Here is a 16,959-nt window from a genome sequence, read left to right on the forward strand (position 1 = left end):
GCCGTTGTCGGAATGACCACGTTTTATTCGGGAGATTCCTCCCGCCTCAGAGAATGAAGTGGGTATTGATGAAATTGGACTTGTTGCCGAGCACGATGGCGTCGAGCAGCTTCTTCGACGCCTCGGTCTGCTTGGCGGCGACCATGGTGCGGATCGAGAAGGCGCGCAGGGCGTCGTGCACGGACAGCGTGCCCTCGGCCGAATCCTTGCGGCCGACAAACGGAAAGACGTCCGGCCCGCGCTGGCACTGGCAGTTGATATTGACCCGGCAAACCTGATTGACCAGGGTATCGACCAGCGAAGCGATCTGCTCGGGATTGCTGCCGAAGATGCTGACCTGCTGGCCGTGGTCGGAGGTGATGACGTAGTCGAGTGGCGTTTCAATGTCTTCGAAAGTGGCGACCGGTATGATCGGGCCGAACTGTTCCTCTCGATAGAGTTTCATGCCTTCCTTGACCGGAAATAGCACGGCCGGATAGAACAAGGTTTCGACCGTGGTGCCGCCGCCGGGGTTGATCACCTTGGCACCTTTGGCCACGGCATCGGCGATGCATTCGTTCATGTAGGCAACCATTTCCATCTCGGGCAGCGGGGTCAGCATGACGCCGGACTCCCACGGCATGCCGATGGCCAGCTTGCCGACTTCCTCGCAGAAGCGGCGGAGGAAAGTTTCGGCGATGGACTGGTGCACGAGGATCATCTTGATCGCCGTGCACCGCTGGCCATTGAAAGAGAGCGAGCCGGTGATGCATTCCTTGACCGTCAGCTCGATGTCGGCGTCGGCCATGATGATCGCCGCGTTCTTGGCGCCAAGGCCGAGGATGGCCCGCAGGCGGTTGGTCTTCGGGTGCGATTTCTTGAGCTGATCGGCCACTTCGCTTGAACCGATCAGGGCCAGCACATTGACTTGGCCGGAACCCATGATATGCGGCACGACGACGTGGCCCTGGCCGTAAACGATGTTGATGACGCCGGGCGGGAAGGCGCTGCGGAAGGCTTCGAGCATCGGGTAGTAGAGCAGCACGCCGAAACGCGGCGGCTTGAAGAGCACGACGTTGCCCATGATCAGCGCCGGGATCAGCGTGCTGAAGGTCTCGTTCATCGGGTAGTTGTACGGCCCCATGCACAACGCGATACCGACCGGCGAGCGGCGAATCTGGGCGATGGTGCCGTCGACGATCTCGAAGCGTGAGTTGCTGTTGTCGAGCCGCTTTAGTTCCTCGACGGTGGCCCGGATGTAGTCAATGGTGCGGTCGAATTCCTTCTGCGAATCGGCTAGGCTCTTGCCGATCTCCCACATGATCAGGTTCACGATCTCGCGGCGGCGGGCAACGATCTGGTTGGTGAAGTCGCCGACACAGGCAATGCGCTCGGCTACCGACAGGTTCGGCCAGTCGCCGCGGCCGTGATCGTAGGCGGCTACCGCCGCAGCCAGTGCCGCATCGGCCTCGACGGTGCCGGTGACCGGCACGCTGCCCAGTTCGACGTGGCTCAGCGTCCCGTCCGCCGCCTGGACGCAGACCGGCGAATGCACCGTCCGCGTCTCGCCTTTCCAGATGCGCATTTCGCCGTTGATCAGGATGGCGCGCTGGTGGATGGGCGCCAGGATGCGGCAGTCGTCGGGAATGTCGCTTTCGCGCGGGAACAGTGCGGCCAGCTGCTCGGCGGTTTTCATCGGCTAGTAACGGTTCGGATTGTTCGGACGCGAGTCCTGACGATCCGGAACGCCGTCGCGGTCACGATCATGGCTGCGATTCGGTGGGCCATCGCGATCCCCTCGGTGTCCGCCATCCCGGTAAGGGTCATAGACCACGCAACCGGATAAGAGGCTGGCAATGGCAATCAATAGAACGGCAAGTTTTTTCACGGAATTACCTCACTGGCTTTCGAGTTTGACGGACAGGGTGATCGGAGCGTTCAATAGTTTTGATACCGGGCATTCATGTTTGGCGATATAGGCGACGCGTTCCAGATCGGCCTGATTGGCTCCAGGAACCTTGCCTTTCAGGTCGAGATGGATAGCGGTGATCGAAAATGCGCCGTCGACTTTGGCAAACGTCACGGCCGCCTCGGTCTGCAGGCGATCTGGCGTCATCCCTTCCTTCTCCAGTTGCGCCGCCAGGGCCATGCTGAAGCAGCCGGCGTGAGCGGCGGCGATCAACTCTTCCGGGTTGGTGCCGGGGCCTTCCTCGAAGCGTTCCTTGAAACCGTATTGGGCATTATTCAATATGCCGCTTTGCGTCGAGATGTTGCCGGCGCCTTTCTGGAGGCCGCCGGTCCAGGCGGCTGATGCTGTTCGTTTCATGGTGACTCCTGGCCGGCCGGTCAGTTGGCGATGCGTATCGGCTTGCCCGGCAGTTGCGCCCGGATTTCACCGTTCGGGTGGGCCTCGCTATGGACGTTGACGTACAGATTGCCGGCCAGATAGCTGGTGTACTGCGCTTCGCTGAACTTTGCGTCGGCGGGGACCGTGAAAACCTTGTCGCTCTTTTTGATCAGGGTAATGATCGGCGGCCCATTCTTGCCGACAGCGCCCTCGTGGATATGGGCCATTGTCGGCACCATGCCAGTGACGTCGATAGCGCCGCTGACGGTGCGATTGGGCAGGACGCTGATATTTACCTTGCCAGTTGCTGCGGTGGTGACGGGGGGCACCTCGGCGGCGCCGGTCAGATTCATCGAGATGGGCGACTCGGCGTACAGGTTGGCCGCTGCCAGCAGCATTGCCAGCGGCACCAGACGGCTGAACAGGCGGGTGGTCCTTGATTGCGTGGTCATTTGCGGCGCCTCGGGGGAAAGGGAACTAGCATGGTGCGCCGGAGGGGAGGCGGTTTCTGTTCGCCAACGCACACAGCCTCAATTCCCGTTGTGTATGTTGGCTGGCGCACGGAATTATTTGCATCCGGACTGCATAGTCATCGCGACAGCACTGGGCTGTCTTGATATCGGAGGTCGCAGATGAATGACGAAATTGATCACCACAAGCCGACTCGGCACCCCGCCACACAAGCGGGTTGTTGCCATTGGGCGCCGATTGTTCCTCGCTCGGCTGATGTGCCGGATGGGGCGAGGGAAAGACCAGTGAAACCAAATCTCGCGGAAGCCCCGGTGCCTCCTATCGAGAAAAAACCGGATTGAGCGAAGGCATCAGGTGGAATTCAAGGATTACTACAAGATCATGGGGGTGGCGCGCGACGCGACCCAGGACGAGATCAAGCGTGCCTATCGGCAACTGGCGCGCAAATACCATCCGGACGTCAGCAAGGATCCGGAGGCCGAGGCGCGTTTCAAGGAACTCGGCGAGGCCAATGCCGTGCTCAAGGATATCGAAAAGCGCGCCGCCTACGACCGGCTGGGCGCCAACTGGCAGGCCGGCCAGGACTTCCGGCCGCCACCGGACTGGAACGCCGGTTTCGAGTTTTCCGGCGATGGCGCGAACGGCAAGGGCGCCGAGGATTTCAGCGACTTTTTCGAATCCCTGTATGGCCGCGGTTTTGCCGGTGCAGGCCGGGGTCAGCGGGAGTTTCATGCCCGCGGCGAGGACCGGCACGCCCAGGTCATGATCGATCTGGCCGACGCCTACAGCGGCGCCACCCGGGTCATCACGCTTGGCACGCCCGAGGTGGATGCCAACGGTCGGGTGACGATGCGCTCGCATCAGCTCAACGTCACCATTCCGCGCGGTGTCCGTGCCGGGCAGCACATTCGTCTGGCCGGGCAGGGCGCACCGGGCATCGGTCAGGGCAAGGCCGGCGATCTTTATCTTGAGGTGGCATTCAATCCGCACGCCCATTTCCGCGTCGAGCAGCGTGATGTCTTTCTCGACCTGCCGCTGGCGCCATGGGAAGCGGCCCTGGGGGCGACGGTCAGCGTGCCGACACCGAATGCCACGGTCGACCTGAAAATTCCGCCAAATTCGAAATCCGGCGGCAAGCTGCGGCTCAAGGGCAAAGGCATTCCGGGCAACACGCCGGGCGATTTTTACGTGGTCTTGCAGGTGGTTTTGCCGACGGCTGAAAGCGACGCCGATACCGCCTTCTACGCCAGCATGGCCGAGCAGTTCAAGACCTTCAAACCGCGGTCCAGACTGGGAGCATGAGCATGGATAAGGAAAAAGACAGCGACAAGATGCTGCCACAACCGAGCGCCATCATTCTCGAAGAGCAGACCGACCTGACCATCAGCGAAGTCTGCCAGGCCTGTGCCGTGCAGGTTGAAACCATCGTCGAGCTGGTCGACGAAGGTGTTTTGTCACCCATTGGCCGCGAGCCGCATCGCTGGCGCTTTACCGGCACCCACCTGCGCCGGGCCACGGTCGCCATCCGGCTGCAACGCGATCTCGGCGTCAATCTGGCCGGCGCTGCGCTGGCCCTGCAACTGCTCGACGAACTCGAAGCCCTGCAAGCCCGTCTACGAAAGGCCGGTGCCCTATGAACACGATCAAGGATAAGCAAATGCTGGCGACCCATACGCCGCTCGCCGCCGATGAACTCGACCAAATGAACGCCTGGTGGCGCGCCGCCAACTACCTGTCGGTCGGCCAGATCTACCTGCTCGACAACCCGCTGCTCAAGACGCCGCTCACCTTGGCCCATATCAAGCCACGCCTGCTCGGCCATTGGGGCACGACGCCGGGCCTGAACTTCATTTACGTGCACATGAACCGGGCGATCCGCCAGTATGACTTGAACATGATCTTCATCGCCGGCCCCGGCCATGGCGGCCCGGGGGTGGTGGCGAATACCTGGCTGGAAGGCAGCTACAGCGAGTTTTACCAGGATATTTCGCAGGACGAGGAGGGCATGCGCCGGCTGTTCAAGCAGTTTTCCTTCCCCGGCGGCATTCCCAGCCACGCCTCGCCGGACACGCCGGGATCGATCCACGAAGGCGGCGAACTGGGTTACGCCCTGTTCCATGCCTACGGCGCCGTGTTCGACAACCCGCACCTGATCACCTGTTGCGTCGTCGGCGACGGCGAGGCAGAAACCGGGCCGCTCGCCACTTCCTGGCACTCCAACAAATTCCTCAATCCGCGCACCGATGGCGCCGTACTGCCCATCCTCCATCTCAACGGCTACAAGATCGCCAACCCGACCATCCTGGCCCGCATCAGCCACACTGAGCTGGAATGTCTGTTCGTCGGCTACGGCTACCAGCCGATCTTTGTCGAGGGCGACGACCCGGAAACCATGCACCAGTTGATGGCGGCTGCGGTCGACACGGCCGTTGCCAGCATTTCCGCCATCCAGCGCAAGGCGCGCGAGGGTGGCGACGAGAGCCGTCCGCGCTGGCCGATGATCATCCTGCGTTCGCCGAAAGGGTGGACCGGGCCGAAAACGGTCGATGGCAAGCAGAGCGAAGGTTCCTGGCGTTCGCATCAGGTGCCGTTCAGCGATATGGACAAGCCGGAACACGTGGAATTGCTGGGCGAATGGATGGCCTCCTACAAGCCGGCCGAACTGTTCGACAAGGGTGGCCGGCTGATGCCCGGGATCGCCGCGCTGGCCCCGCTCGGCCAACGGCGCATGGGCGCCAACCTGCACGCCAATGGTGGCGCCTTGCTGCGCGATCTGCGCCTGCCCGACTATCGTGACTACGCCGTGGCGGTGCCGACGCCAGGTGGTTCGGTGGCCGAGGCGACGCGCGCCATGGGCGTCTTCCTGCGCGATGTGATGCGCCAGAATCCGGACAATTTCCGCGTCTTCGGACCGGATGAAACGGCTTCCAACCGCCTCGGTGCGCTGTTCGAGGTCACCAACCGGACCTGGATGGCCGAACATTTCGAAGGCGACGACCATCTGGCGCCGGACGGCCGGGTCATGGAAGTGCTGTCCGAACACGCCTGCCAGGGCTGGCTCGAAGGCTATCTGCTGACTGGGCGGCACGGCCTTTTCTCGTGTTACGAAGCCTTCATCCACATCGTCGATTCGATGTTCAACCAGCACGCCAAGTGGCTCAAGATGTGCGGCGAGATCCCCTGGCGGCGGCCGATTGCCTCGCTCAATATCCTGCTCACCTCGCACGTCTGGCGTCAGGACCACAACGGCTTTTCGCATCAGGACCCGGGTTTCATCGACCACGTGGTCAACAAGAAGGCCGACATCATCCGCGTCTATCTGCCGCCCGACGCCAACACGCTGCTCTACGTCACCGACCGCTGTTTGAAGAGCCGCAACCTGGTCAATGTCATCGTCGCCGGCAAGCAGCCGGACTGGCAGTGGCTGGATATGGAAGCGGCGATCAACCACGCCAGCGCCGGCATTGGTTTATGGGAATGGGCCTGCAATGACCAGCCGGGCGAGCCAGACATCGTTCTGGCGGCGGCCGGCGATGTGCCGACACTCGAAATGCTGGCCGCCATCGATATCCTGCATCGACTGACGCCGACCCTGAAAATCCGTTTCATCAACGTCGTCGACCTGATGACCCTGCAGCCGCAGGAGGAGCATCCGCACGGTCTGTCGAGCGACGAATTCGACTCGCTGTTCACCGCCGACAAGCCGATCATCTTCGCCTACCACGGCTACCCGTGGCTGATCCACCGGCTGACTTACCGGCGGACCAACCACGCCCGGCTGCATGTGCGCGGCTACAAGGAGGAGGGCACGACGACGACGCCGTTCGACATGGTCGTCCTCAACACCCTCGACCGTTTCCATCTGGTCATGGACGTCGCCAGCCGCGTGCCCAAGCTGCAGGCGCAGGCGGCGCACATCAAGCAGGCGATGCGCGACAAGCTCAATGAGCACGCGCAATACATCCTCGAACACGGCGAAGACATGCCGGAAATCCTCGAATGGCAGTGGTCGGGAGCGAAATCATGAACAGAAGCAAGAACACCAACCCGCTGCTGGCACTCAAGGCCCTCGGCCAGCACATCTGGCTCGACAACCTGTCGCGCACCTTGCTCCGTGAAGGCGGCCTGCAACGCCTGATCAACGAGGACGGCGTCGATGGCGTGACCTCGAATCCGTCCATTTTTGAAAAAGCCATCGCCAACGGCACCTATTACCGCGAAGACCTGGAACGCCTGCGTGGCGCCGGGCAGGATGCCGAGGCCTGTTACGAATCGCTGGTCATCGCCGACATCCGCGCCGCCTGCGCCATGTTGCTGCCGGCTTTCCGCGAGAGCCGGGGTGAAACCGGTTACGTCAGCCTGGAGGTGTCGCCGGCGCTGGCCAACGATACCGCCGGCACCGTTGCGGCGGCGCGGCGTTTGCGCGGTCTGGTTGGCCTCGACAATGTGCTGATCAAAGTGCCGGCCACCCCTTCCGGAATCGAGGCTTTTTTCCGGTTGACCGTGGAAGGCATCTCGGTGAATGTGACCCTGATCTTTTCGCTGGCCCAGTACGAGGCCGTGGCCCAGGCCTACCTGCGCGGGGCCATTCGCTGGCTGGAAAGCGGCGGGCAAGCCAGGCACTTGCGTTCGGTGGCCAGTGTCTTCCTGAGCCGCGTCGATACCGTCGTCGATAAACGCCTCGACGAGCTTGGCACCATGCACGCCGCGCGGCTCAGCGGACGGTCCGGCGTCGCCCTGGCCAAATGCTGCCATGGCCGTTACCGGGACATCTTTCACGGGCCGGATTTCGCCCTGCTGCGGTTGGCCGGCATACGGCCGCAGACGCCGCTGTGGGCGAGCACCGGCAGCAAGAATCTGGCCTACAGCGACGTGCTTTATGTCGAACCGCTGATCGGTCCGGAAAGCATCAATACGTTGCCCGACGCGACGCTGGCTGCTTTTCGGAAACATGGCCAGGTCGCCAACAAATTGAAGGAAGGCCTGGACGAGGCGCAGATCCACATTCAGGCGCTGATGGAACTGGGCATCGATCTGAACGCAGTTGGCGATAGCCTGCAGCTGGACGGTGTGCGGCTGTTTGCCGAGGCCTACCAGAAAATATTGCACGGCCTGCGGGCATAGACGTGACCCGGGCTGGGCACTGAACCCGGCTATTCAGCCTTCCGTCAGCTTGAGCAGGATATCGGCGTACCAGGCGCCGTTCAGTCCCAGCGCCTCGTCCTCAACCAGATTGCGATTGCCGACATCGAAGCGGGACGAATGAATGCCCAGCAGCATCCACGGCAGATCACCGTGGGCCGGCGTGGGCCGGGCAATGCGCATGACGACTGGTGAACCGCTGCTGCCGCGATGGGTGCGCGCATCGGTCAGAAAGAAACCTTCCCCCTGAAAACGCAGGCCGAATGACGAGGCGATGATGGCGAGACGCACCACCGGCGTGTGATGCAGCGCATCGTGGAAGCCAAGCGGGAAGCCGACGATGAGCAATGATGAGCCAACCTCGACATGATCGAGACGCGACAACAAGTGGCGCGGGCTGAAGGCACGATAGACCGCCGTCTTGGGCAGGGCCTTGCGGTTGATTTCGATGACGGCGACGTCAATGTCACCCGCTGCGTCCTGCCCCTGGCGCCAGAGCCTCCTGCCGTTGCTGTAGAGGGGAATGGAAAAGCCCGTCGATTCGGCGATATTGGCCGCATTGGTGTGCAACTCGATCTCGATCCCGGTTGGAAAATGCTCGCTGTCCTCGTCGAACACCACGTGGCGGCTGGTCACCAGAAACAGACGCTCTTTGCGCTTGAAGAAAAAACCGCTGGCGCTGGTCAGCAAGGCATTTTCATTGAAAGTCGAGATGCGGACGGCGGCGAGTAATAGCGGTTCGATCATTGTCTGGGCACTCGGTTGGAGGTTCAACATACAGCCACTTTTCAGCCGGTTTTCCGTGCGCTGCCGAACGTTTGCGACAGTGCGTTTTGAGCCTCCCCCAGTGTAGCCCATGCGCGTCTCGCCTATGTGCGCCAGCGAACGGTATCGAGGCGGCCATGCTTCTAAGCTGAACTATCGACTCATGGGGCATGCCCGAGAGAAAGCTGTGCCGTGCGCCTCGGGGTCGACCGCTTCATTTTCAATCAACTCAATACGGACAGGACAAGATCATGACTACCAGACGCCACCTTTTGAAAAACCTTCTTCTCATCACCGCTGCCACATTCTCATTTGGCACATTGAGCAGTCAGGCAATTGCCGCCAGCGCAGAAGATCTTGACAAGGACGCCGCCCAGGCCCTGCAAACCCTTTACAAGACCAATCCGATTGCCGAGAGTCTTTCCAAGAATGCCAGGGGCATCCTTATTTTTCCCAAGATACTCAAGGCCGGCCTGGTCTTCGGCGGTAGCTACGGCGAAGGCGTGCTGAACAAGAACGGCAAGCAGTCCGGCTACTACAATTCGGTGTCGGCCTCCTGGGGCTGGCAAGCCGGGGCTGAATCCTATGGCTACGTTGTCTTCCTGATGAGCGACAAGGCCGTCAAGTACCTCGACAAATCCAATGGCTGGGAATTCGGTGTCGGCCCGAGCGTCGTTGTCGTCAATGAAGGCGTCGCCAAGAACCTGTCGACCTCGACACTGAAAAACGACGCCTATGCCTTCATCTTCGACCAGCAAGGCCTGATGGCCAGCCTGAGCATCGAAGGCACCAAGATCAGCCGCATCAAGCGCTGAGTTCAGGATGCCTGCGCAGTGCAGGCATTGCTGAGACGAGGGCGGCCGGGCGTTGGCTCGGCCTGTCGCACACAAAAGGAGAAACACCATGCTCTACACGATAGCCGTTGTGCTGATCATCCTGTGGCTGCTGGGACTGCTTACAGCCTACACCGCCGGTGGACTCATCCATATCCTTCTGGTCATTGCGATTGTCGCTGTCCTGCTTCGCGTGATCCGGGGTGGCAACGTCCTCTAGCTATCGACTAAACATCTTGCCTTGATAGCGAGGTATATAAAGTCGCATACAACGTGGCTGGATTAAACGGCTTGCTCAGGAAATCGCTCATTCCAGCCTCGTAACATCTGGCTTTGTCTTCTGAAAATGCATTGGCTGTCATGGCAATAATCGGTGTGTGCCGGTATTCGGGAATCTCACGAATCTGTTTCGTCGCTTCAAGTCCATTGACATCTGGCATCTGCATATCCATGAAGATCGCTGCGTAGAGGGTCTGCTGCGCCATGGCGACGGCTTCTGCACCATCGTTGGCCGTGTGTACAACCAAATCGACTGCCTCCAGTTGTATCTGGGCGACCTCCCGGTTGATTTCATCATCGTCGACCACCAGAACGCGAAATCCGCAATATCGTTGCCGAATCTCGGCTTCAACATCCGCATGCACCGTTGCTTGTGTGATGGACGCGGCGCTGCCCTTTATCAGCCGCGCAGTAAACCAGAAGGTGCTGCCGACGCCCAGTGAACTGCTGACCCCGGCTTCCCCGCCCATCAGTTCAGCCAGGCGACGTGTAATCACTAACCCCAGACCCGTACCGCCAAATTTTCGCGTCATCGAGTTGTCAGCTTGCTCAAAAGGCATAAATAGTCTGAGAACCGTATCCGGCGGGATGCCAATCCCGGCGTCCTCAACCTCGAAGCGCACCAGCACCGAGTTGGCGCTTTCTTCCAGCTTGCGAATGCGCAGTGTTACATCACCACTTTCAGTGAATTTCACGGCATTCATGGTGCAGTTGAGCAAAGCCTGCTGGAGCCGGGTTGGGTCGCCGATCAGGTTGGGCGGCAAGGGTTCCGTCTTGATCAGCAGATGGAGGTTCTTGGCCTTGATGCGATCTGCCAGGATCGATCCGACATTGTTCAGCAGGCTGGAAATGGCGACTGGAATCTCTTCGAGAACGAACTTTCCAGCCTCAATCTTTGAGATGTCGAGAATGTTGTTGATGATGACCAACAAGTGCTGGGCAGCTATGTCGATCTTGTCGAGGTGATCTGCCTGTTTGGGCGTCACGCCCTCATGGCGCAGGATGCTCGCCATGCCGACGATACCGTTCATCGGTGTGCGAATTTCGTGGCTCATATTGGCCAGGAAAGAGCTTTTGGCGATGCTGGCGGCCTCCGCCCTGGACTTCTCGACGAGAAGCTCTGCCGCCCTGAGCTCCTTTTCTTCGGCTTGAATAGCAAGTTCAGCATTGGCAACGACCAGTTCAGCGGCCCGAAGTGCCTTCTGCTCGGCTTGAACCGCAAGCTCTGCATTGGCGATGACGAGTTCTGCTGCCCGCCGGGACTTCTGTTCCGCTTCACTGGCCAGTTTTTTGTTCGCAATGACCAGCTCGGCAGCCCGGAGTGCCTTCTGCTCCGCCTGAACAGCAAGCTCCTTGTTTGCAATGACCAGTTCTGCCGCCTGGAGTGTCATTGCGTGGTTTTGAATGGCAAGCTCCTTGTTCGCAATGACGAGCTCGGCTGCCTGACGTGTCATGTCCTGATTTTGAACCGCCAAATCCCTATTCGCAACGACATGCGCTGCAAGCTGCTGAGCCATATCCTGATTTTGAATGGCCAGCGCCTTTTTTGCTGAAATAAGCGCCGCAAACTTGCTCTCGAGAGTTTCTGTCATGACAATGCTCCGCAAAATCGTTTCGCCGAAGCATTCGCCACAATGATCAGGTCAGTAGGATTGGTCAGTATGTGCTTTTATTTCATGAGCACGTCCGGGAATCTGGCCATTCCCGCATTATCGTTCGCGTCCCTGACCGCGTTCGTCCCTGTTGTCCCGCTCCCTTGTTTGTCCTGAACGCTGCCCTGGTTCCGTCTGGCGAGGCGACGGCCTGACCTCGTTGGCCGGCTGCCCGCGTTGCTGATTGGGTTCTGCTTGTGGACGTATGTCTGGCTGACGGGGTGACTCGCGCTGAGGCTGTGGAATGGCGCGGGGGGCCGGACGCTCTTCGACTCGGGGAGCGGCCTGCAGTTGCTTCTGCTCCTCCGGCTTGTCTCGTGCCCGCCGGGGCTCCTGAACCCTGGGGGCGGCTGGAGCTTCCTGTCGGACAGCAGGAGCCGAGCGTGGTGGTGCTACCGACGGCTCAGGATTTCTCCTTTGCGGCGACTCATCCCGTCCTCGCCGGGCCGGTTCAGGCTGGCTTCGTGTCGGCGGCGCGACCTTGGATTGCTGGCGAACCAGCGGATCACGGGCTTCGTGGCGGTAGTTTCGTTGCTGCAATATGGGCTGCTGATCGCGCGATGGGTAACGATTCCCGGTGTATTTGCGCTGATAGCTTGGCAGCGGTGCCGGGGCCGGCATCGCTTTGCGGTTCCAGCGATCCCATCCGCTGCGCTGCCGGGCCCAGTCATTGCCCCAATGGTCGCCCCAGCGCGGTGGCGAATTGGCTTGCCAGCCGACGAAGAAGGCCGGCGGGCGGCGGTAATAGCGGACCGGTACGCGCAGCAGGTAGAGCGGTACGAATTCGGGATCGACCATCATCCATGGCCCGTTGTACCAGGAGCTCGAATACCAGCGATCCGTCTCGAAGACCCAGTACATGCCGTCGTAGAAGAAATAGTTCGAATTCAGGCCTGAGGCGTAATAGACCGGATAGCCGGGCACCCGAACCAGATTTGGATAGGTCGACAAGCTGATGCTGATGTTGTCGGTCTGGAAACCAAAGCCGAAGCTGACCTGAGCAGGCGCTGGTGCCGCAAGCTGGAGCAGCATCCCAAGAACAATCAGTTGTTTACGCATTGTCTTCCTCCATTTCGGCCGCCAGAAAACAGCGAGGTCGCGCCTGCGCCAGCCCGGTAGCCGATAAAAAAGCGCCCGAAGGCGCCGAATTCCGTGCTTACTTGAATTTCGACTGGGCGTCAGTCAGTCCGGCCTTCAGGTCATCCCACATCTTGTCGGCGGTAACCCTGACCTGTTCCCAGGCTTCGCCGCTGGCCTTGCCGAGTTCCTTCATCTTGTCGGCGGCGGCGTGCTGTTTGGCACGCAGAGCCTGAATCTCTTCGGCCCGCATGATTTTCATGTCGGCCGTGAAGCTATCCATTTTGGCTTCGAGCAGATTGACCTGGGCGCTCCACTCCTTGAGTTGGGCACTCATCTTTTCCTTGTATTCCTTGTGCAATTCCATGGTTTTCTCCTTTGCTGCAGGTGAGAGCTTCGGCCTTAGTTGGCCGAGGTGACGACAAGTTGGTTAACGACGTCCCGGACGCCGCTGATCGCCATTGCCCGAGCCCTGGCCTTGTCGCTGTTGGCTTTCGAATCGACCGTGCCGGTCAGTGTGACAACACCCTTGACGGTGTCGACGCTGATCTGCAATGACTTCAGGCCGGCCTCGCCGAGAAACTCGGCTTTGACCTTGGCCGTGATTTCGGTGTCATCCCAGGATTGGGCGCTCTTGGCACCTTGTTCGGTCATCTTGTTTTCGACCTTGTCGACGGTATCGCCGACCTTCTTACTGGTGTCGCTGGCGACCTCGTCGATTTTCTTGCCGGCCTGTTCGGCCGGGCCGGGCTTGTCACAGGCGCTCAACCCGAGAGCGAGGAGGAGCGAAATGGCGATCAGCGAGGTTTTGTTTTGCTTCATGTGGTGGTTTCTCCAGTGTGGTTTGGCTAGATCTTGCCGAGCAGGATCAGGATTAGCAGGATGGTCAGCAGCAGTCCGATGCCACCGCTCGGGGCGTAACCCCAGCCACGGCTGTGTGGCCAGCTAGGAATGGCGCCGATCAATAGCAAGACAAGAACGATCAGCAGAATGGTTCCGAGGGTCATCTTTTTCTCCTAAATGTTGCCGGACATGAACGATCCATGTCGTGCTGATCATGTTACGGAGGCCATGACAAACTTCTGTTCGCCAGCGCACAGACCCGGAGTTGGCGAGTGACCAACATTCATTCCAGAGGAATTGAAATGGTAGCCCGTCTGGCAGCCAGTCTTCCTCTCCAGCCAACCACTGCAAAGATCAGGAGAAATCATGACTACTGAAACCATCAATACCACCGGCCCGACTGAAAGCACCAAGGACATGCTGGTCAGGGATATCAAGGGCATCGTTGGCAAGGCCGACCATCTGCTCAAGGACGCCGGTCACACCGTCAGCGCAGAGCTTTCGGCAACGCGCCACGCCATTTCGGACAAAGCCTGCGGCGCCGCCAATGCGACCGATGCGTACGTTCACAGCAACCCCTGGAAGATCGTCGGAATCGCCGCCGCGGTCGGCGTCTTTATCGGCGCCTTGATCAGCCGCCGCTGATTTGTCATTGCCCAACTCAAAATCAGTCAGGAGCCACCCATGTCCAGTGTCGGTTATCACGAACCCGTCGATGAATTACCCGCCGAAACCCGCGACATGCATCGGGCGCTGGTTTCCCTGATGGAGGAACTGGAAGCGGTCGACTGGTACAACCAGCGGGCCGCTGCCTGCCACGACAGCGAATTGAAGGCCATCATCGAGCACAACCGCGATGAGGAAAAGGAGCATGCCGCCATGCTTCTGGCCTGGATTCAGCGCAGGGACGAGCGGTTTTCCGGGCAGCTCAGAGAATACCTGTTCACGGAAAAGCCGCTTGCCCACGAATAGCACGTACCCCCATTCCCAACTCCGGCAGGAGCAGATGATGAAAGATATTCTCCTGATTGAAGATGATGCCGACGAGGCCAGGCTGATTGAAGCCGCGCTGGCCCGCAAGGGCGGAAAGCCGTATCAGATCGAGCGGGCGACTGGCCTGTCCGAAGCCCTGGGCATTCTGGCCAAGGCAAGTTTCGAGATTATCCTGCTTGACCTCAGCCTGCCCGACGGCCAGGGCATCACGGTTTTCGAGCAGGTCTCCCAGGCGGCGCCCGATGCCCTGATTATCATCCTGAGTTCGGAGGAGGATGAGGAAACTGCCCGACTGGCCGTGCAGAATGGTGCAGACGACTACCTCGTCAAGGATCAGGTCGATGCCCACTGGTTGCCGCGTACCCTCGACTACCTGATCGAGCGCAAGACAACCCGACAGGCATTGACCCTCAGCGAAGCGCGCTTTCGCGCCATGAGTGATGCTTCGCCGCTCGGCATCTTTGTCTCGGATGTCCATGGCGAATGCGTCTATACCAACGAGGCGTATCACACGATATCCGGCCTCAGCCTTGAGCAGACGCTGGGTACCAACTGGCGCATGGCAATTCATCCCGATGATCGCGAGCGCGTTCTGGTCGAATGGCGGGCGGCGGCACTCGGCGAGGCTAAATTCACGACGAAGGCGCGTTTTCTGCGGGCCGACGGCAGCATCGTCTGGACCCGGCTCAATGCAGCAGCCATGCTCGACGGCTTGCAGCCGCGCGGCTATGTCCAGATCGTTGACGACATTACCGAACGCAAGGCGGCCGAAGATGCCTTGTTCGAGGAAAAGGAACGCGCCCAGGTGACGCTCAACTCGATCGGCGACGCCGTGCTGACCACCAACCTGCCGGGCAACGTGACTTACCTCAACCTGGTGGCCGAGATGATGACCGGCTGGTCGAGCGAAAACGCCATCGGGCGGCCCTTGTCGGAGGTTTTCCGGATCGTCGACGGGACGACACGCGAGGTAGCACCAAATCCGGCGCAACTGGCCATCCACGAGAACCGCACGGTCGGGCTGGCGGCGGACAGCATTCTGCTGCGCCGCGACGGCTATGAATCGGCCATCGAGGATTCGGCTGCGCCCATCCATAACCGGGATGGCCAGGTGGCCGGTGCCGTCATCGTTTTCCACGATGTCAGCGAGTCGCGGAACATGGCATTGAAAATGGCCCATCTGGCCCACCACGATTTCCTGACCGGCCTGCCCAACCGCATCCTGCTTACCGAGCGCCTTTCCCGGGCCATCGGTCGGGCCCGCCGGCACAGCAAGCAGGTCGCACTGATGTATATCGACCTCGACTATTTCAAGCACGTCAATGATTCGCTCGGCCACGCAGTCGGCGACTTGTTGCTGCAAATGGTCGCCGAGCGCCTCAAGCTCTGCGTACGCGATACCGACACGGTTTCCCGCCAGGGTGGCGACGAGTTCGTCGTCCTGCTCACCGAAATCGAGCAGGGGCCGGATGCGGCGCCGGTCGCCGAAAAAATTCTGGCGGCTTTCGCTGACCCGTGCGTGATTTGCGGCAACGAACTGCACGTGACCTTGAGCATCGGCGTCAGCATCTATCCGAACGACGGGCAGGATGCCGATGAGGTGATGAAGAACGCCGACACCGCGATGTATCACGCCAAGGCCAACGGCCGAAACAATTACCAGTTTTTCACGACGGAGATGAATACCCGTGCAGTCCGTCGTCTGTTCATCGAGGGCAACCTGCGCCGCGCCCTTAAGCAAGGTGAGTTCATGCTTTATTACCAGCCCAAGGTCGATCTGGCGACCGGCCTGATGATCGGCAGCGAAGCGCTGATCCGCTGGCAGGATCCGGAACATGGCCTGGTTTATCCGAACCAGTTCGTGCCGATTGCTGAAGAGTCCGGGCTCATTGTGCCGATCGGCAGTTGGGTGCTGCGTGAAGCCTGCCGGCAGGTCTGCGCCTGGCAGGATTCCGGGCTGCTGGCCGTGCCGGTTTCGGTCAATATTTCCGCCGTCGAGTTTCGTCACAAGAACTTTCTTGAAGGTGTGGCGACGATCCTCAGGGAAACCGGCATGTTGCCCAGTTATCTTGAACTGGAGATGACTGAGAGCATCCTGATGCACGACGCCAAGTCGTCCGAATCGGTGCTCGATTCGCTCAAGGCGATGGGCATGCAACTGGCCATCGACGACTTCGGAACCGGCTATTCGAGCCTCAGTTACCTGAAGCGTTTCCCGATCAATACGCTGAAAATCGACCAATCGTTTGTTCGGGATATCGACATCGATGTGGACGATGCCAGCATCGTCAAGGCCATGATCGGCATGGGTAAAAGCCTCAAGCAGCGGGTCATTGCCGAGGGTGTCGAAACCCAATCGCAGCTCGACTTCCTGCGCAAACTGCAATGCGACGAAGGGCAGGGCTTCCTGCTCGGGCATCCGCTGCCAGCCGACGAGTTCGAGCGCCTGTTGGTGAGGGAAAGTTGATCGCTGGCCGCGGTTGACCATTTCAAAATTGGCCATTAATTCCGGTTGACCGTGGGAATGACCCTGCCCTGAAGGGAATTGCCACCATTTGCGCGGTCTATGTGTCCCAGC

At 60.1% G+C, this 16,959-nt stretch carries 18 protein-coding genes; 9 read left to right on the plus strand and 9 right to left on the minus strand.

Annotated features, from left to right (window positions below; genetic code table 11):
* Positions 1–46 precede the first annotated feature (46 nt).
* The 3 genes from WBK19_RS00605 to WBK19_RS00615 form a co-directional block, all read right to left on the minus strand.
* Positions 47–1,675 carry an NADP-dependent glyceraldehyde-3-phosphate dehydrogenase gene (locus WBK19_RS00605; RefSeq protein WP_511285967.1) on the minus strand — a complete coding sequence of 543 codons (1,629 nt, stop codon included), beginning with the start codon at positions 1,673–1,675 and terminating at the stop codon, positions 47–49.
* A 201-nt stretch (positions 1,676–1,876) separates the two neighbouring features.
* Positions 1,877–2,305: an OsmC family protein gene (locus WBK19_RS00610; protein WP_511285969.1), complete on the minus strand. Its 429-nt coding sequence runs from the start codon at positions 2,303–2,305 to the stop codon at positions 1,877–1,879.
* A gap of 20 nt (positions 2,306–2,325) precedes the next feature.
* Entirely contained in the window at positions 2,326–2,778 is a 453-nt protein-coding gene (locus tag WBK19_RS00615; RefSeq protein WP_511285971.1) for a CHRD domain-containing protein, read from the minus strand.
* A 373-nt stretch (positions 2,779–3,151) separates the two neighbouring features.
* Between WBK19_RS00615 and WBK19_RS00620 the strand changes: the two genes are divergently transcribed.
* The 4 genes from WBK19_RS00620 to tal are packed head-to-tail and all read left to right on the plus strand — an operon-like array spanning position 3,152 to position 7,921.
* Positions 3,152–4,099, plus strand: coding sequence for a DnaJ C-terminal domain-containing protein (locus WBK19_RS00620; protein WP_511285973.1), 948 nt, complete (start codon positions 3,152–3,154; stop codon positions 4,097–4,099).
* 2 nt (positions 4,100–4,101) lie between these two features.
* Positions 4,102–4,434 (plus strand): chaperone modulator CbpM, encoded by a 333-nt coding sequence (locus tag WBK19_RS00625; RefSeq protein ID WP_511285975.1) that lies wholly within the window; start codon positions 4,102–4,104, stop codon positions 4,432–4,434.
* Positions 4,435–4,454: 20 nt separating this feature from the next.
* Positions 4,455–6,824 (plus strand): phosphoketolase family protein, encoded by a 2,370-nt coding sequence (locus WBK19_RS00630; protein ID WP_511285976.1) that lies wholly within the window; start codon positions 4,455–4,457, stop codon positions 6,822–6,824.
* Positions 6,821–7,921, plus strand: coding sequence for a transaldolase (tal, locus tag WBK19_RS00635; protein ID WP_511285978.1), 1,101 nt, complete (start codon positions 6,821–6,823; stop codon positions 7,919–7,921). Before WBK19_RS00630 ends, tal begins: the two co-directional genes overlap by 4 nt.
* 33 nt (positions 7,922–7,954) lie before the next feature.
* On the opposite strand, the gene WBK19_RS00640 is transcribed toward tal, so the two are convergent.
* Positions 7,955–8,686 (minus strand): trypsin-like peptidase domain-containing protein, encoded by a 732-nt coding sequence (locus WBK19_RS00640; RefSeq protein ID WP_511285980.1) that lies wholly within the window; start codon positions 8,684–8,686, stop codon positions 7,955–7,957.
* A gap of 269 nt (positions 8,687–8,955) precedes the next feature.
* Between WBK19_RS00640 and WBK19_RS00645 the strand changes: the two genes are divergently transcribed.
* Together WBK19_RS00645 and WBK19_RS00650 are read left to right on the plus strand one after the other, a co-directional pair.
* Positions 8,956–9,519 carry a lipid-binding SYLF domain-containing protein gene (locus WBK19_RS00645; protein WP_511285982.1) on the plus strand — a complete coding sequence of 188 codons (564 nt, stop codon included), beginning with the start codon at positions 8,956–8,958 and terminating at the stop codon, positions 9,517–9,519.
* Positions 9,520–9,607: 88 nt separating this feature from the next.
* Complete coding sequence (locus WBK19_RS00650; protein WP_511285984.1) at positions 9,608–9,757, plus strand: lmo0937 family membrane protein; 150 nt, start codon at positions 9,608–9,610, stop codon at positions 9,755–9,757.
* A 7-nt stretch (positions 9,758–9,764) separates the two neighbouring features.
* Here WBK19_RS00650 and WBK19_RS00655 read toward each other — a convergent pair whose 3' ends face one another.
* The 5 genes from WBK19_RS00655 to WBK19_RS00675 all read right to left on the minus strand — a co-directional run bounded on the left by WBK19_RS00655 (position 9,765) and on the right by WBK19_RS00675 (position 13,552).
* On the minus strand, positions 9,765–11,408 hold the full coding sequence (locus WBK19_RS00655; protein ID WP_511285986.1) for a response regulator: 1,644 nt from the start codon (positions 11,406–11,408) through the stop codon (positions 9,765–9,767).
* A gap of 117 nt (positions 11,409–11,525) precedes the next feature.
* A complete protein-coding gene (locus WBK19_RS00660) occupies positions 11,526–12,527 on the minus strand; it encodes a hypothetical protein (protein ID WP_511285988.1) in 1,002 nt (333 codons plus the stop codon).
* Between the two features lie 97 nt (positions 12,528–12,624).
* Positions 12,625–12,912, minus strand: coding sequence for a sll1863 family stress response protein (locus WBK19_RS00665; protein ID WP_511285990.1), 288 nt, complete (start codon positions 12,910–12,912; stop codon positions 12,625–12,627).
* 35 nt (positions 12,913–12,947) lie between these two features.
* On the minus strand, positions 12,948–13,367 hold the full coding sequence (locus WBK19_RS00670) for a BON domain-containing protein (RefSeq protein ID WP_511285992.1): 420 nt from the start codon (positions 13,365–13,367) through the stop codon (positions 12,948–12,950).
* A gap of 26 nt (positions 13,368–13,393) precedes the next feature.
* A complete protein-coding gene (locus tag WBK19_RS00675; RefSeq protein ID WP_511285994.1) occupies positions 13,394–13,552 on the minus strand; it encodes a DUF3309 family protein in 159 nt (52 codons plus the stop codon).
* 202 nt (positions 13,553–13,754) lie between these two features.
* Here WBK19_RS00675 and WBK19_RS00680 point away from each other — a divergent pair, with 202 nt between their 5' ends.
* The 3 genes from WBK19_RS00680 to WBK19_RS00690 are packed head-to-tail and all read left to right on the plus strand — an operon-like array spanning position 13,755 to position 16,848.
* Positions 13,755–14,033 (plus strand): ElaB/YgaM/YqjD family protein, encoded by a 279-nt coding sequence (locus WBK19_RS00680; RefSeq protein WP_511285996.1) that lies wholly within the window; start codon positions 13,755–13,757, stop codon positions 14,031–14,033.
* A gap of 39 nt (positions 14,034–14,072) precedes the next feature.
* Complete coding sequence (locus tag WBK19_RS00685) at positions 14,073–14,360, plus strand: ferritin family protein (RefSeq protein ID WP_511285998.1); 288 nt, start codon at positions 14,073–14,075, stop codon at positions 14,358–14,360.
* A 37-nt stretch (positions 14,361–14,397) separates the two neighbouring features.
* Entirely contained in the window at positions 14,398–16,848 is a 2,451-nt protein-coding gene (locus WBK19_RS00690; RefSeq protein ID WP_511286000.1) for an EAL domain-containing protein, read from the plus strand.
* The last annotated feature ends 111 nt before the right edge of the window (positions 16,849–16,959 follow it).

The sequence above is a fragment of the Azonexus sp. genome (assembly GCF_049652925.1).
GTDB lineage: Bacteria > Pseudomonadota > Gammaproteobacteria > Burkholderiales > Rhodocyclaceae > Azonexus.

Bases quoted from the DNA above. Each gene is read 5' to 3' on its own strand.
- WBK19_RS00650 (WP_511285984.1), top strand. From the start codon at position 9,608: ATGCTCTACACGATAGCCGTTGTGCTGATCATCCTGTGGCTGCTGGGA.
- WBK19_RS00670 (WP_511285992.1), bottom strand. From the start codon at position 13,367: ATGAAGCAAAACAAAACCTCGCTGATCGCCATTTCGCTCCTCCTCGCT.
- WBK19_RS00615 (WP_511285971.1), bottom strand. From the start codon at position 2,778: ATGACCACGCAATCAAGGACCACCCGCCTGTTCAGCCGTCTGGTGCCG.
- WBK19_RS00625 (WP_511285975.1), top strand. From the start codon at position 4,102: ATGGATAAGGAAAAAGACAGCGACAAGATGCTGCCACAACCGAGCGCC.
- WBK19_RS00680 (WP_511285996.1), top strand. From the start codon at position 13,755: ATGACTACTGAAACCATCAATACCACCGGCCCGACTGAAAGCACCAAG.
- WBK19_RS00675 (WP_511285994.1), bottom strand. From the start codon at position 13,552: ATGACCCTCGGAACCATTCTGCTGATCGTTCTTGTCTTGCTATTGATC.
- WBK19_RS00610 (WP_511285969.1), bottom strand. From the start codon at position 2,305: ATGAAACGAACAGCATCAGCCGCCTGGACCGGCGGCCTCCAGAAAGGC.
- WBK19_RS00655 (WP_511285986.1), bottom strand. From the start codon at position 11,408: ATGACAGAAACTCTCGAGAGCAAGTTTGCGGCGCTTATTTCAGCAAAA.
- WBK19_RS00685 (WP_511285998.1), top strand. From the start codon at position 14,073: ATGTCCAGTGTCGGTTATCACGAACCCGTCGATGAATTACCCGCCGAA.
- tal (WP_511285978.1), top strand. From the start codon at position 6,821: ATGAACAGAAGCAAGAACACCAACCCGCTGCTGGCACTCAAGGCCCTC.
- WBK19_RS00605 (WP_511285967.1), bottom strand. From the start codon at position 1,675: ATGAAAACCGCCGAGCAGCTGGCCGCACTGTTCCCGCGCGAAAGCGAC.
- WBK19_RS00665 (WP_511285990.1), bottom strand. From the start codon at position 12,912: ATGGAATTGCACAAGGAATACAAGGAAAAGATGAGTGCCCAACTCAAG.
- WBK19_RS00640 (WP_511285980.1), bottom strand. From the start codon at position 8,686: ATGATCGAACCGCTATTACTCGCCGCCGTCCGCATCTCGACTTTCAAT.
- WBK19_RS00690 (WP_511286000.1), top strand. From the start codon at position 14,398: ATGAAAGATATTCTCCTGATTGAAGATGATGCCGACGAGGCCAGGCTG.
- WBK19_RS00645 (WP_511285982.1), top strand. From the start codon at position 8,956: ATGACTACCAGACGCCACCTTTTGAAAAACCTTCTTCTCATCACCGCT.
- WBK19_RS00630 (WP_511285976.1), top strand. From the start codon at position 4,455: ATGCTGGCGACCCATACGCCGCTCGCCGCCGATGAACTCGACCAAATG.
- WBK19_RS00660 (WP_511285988.1), bottom strand. From the start codon at position 12,527: ATGCGTAAACAACTGATTGTTCTTGGGATGCTGCTCCAGCTTGCGGCA.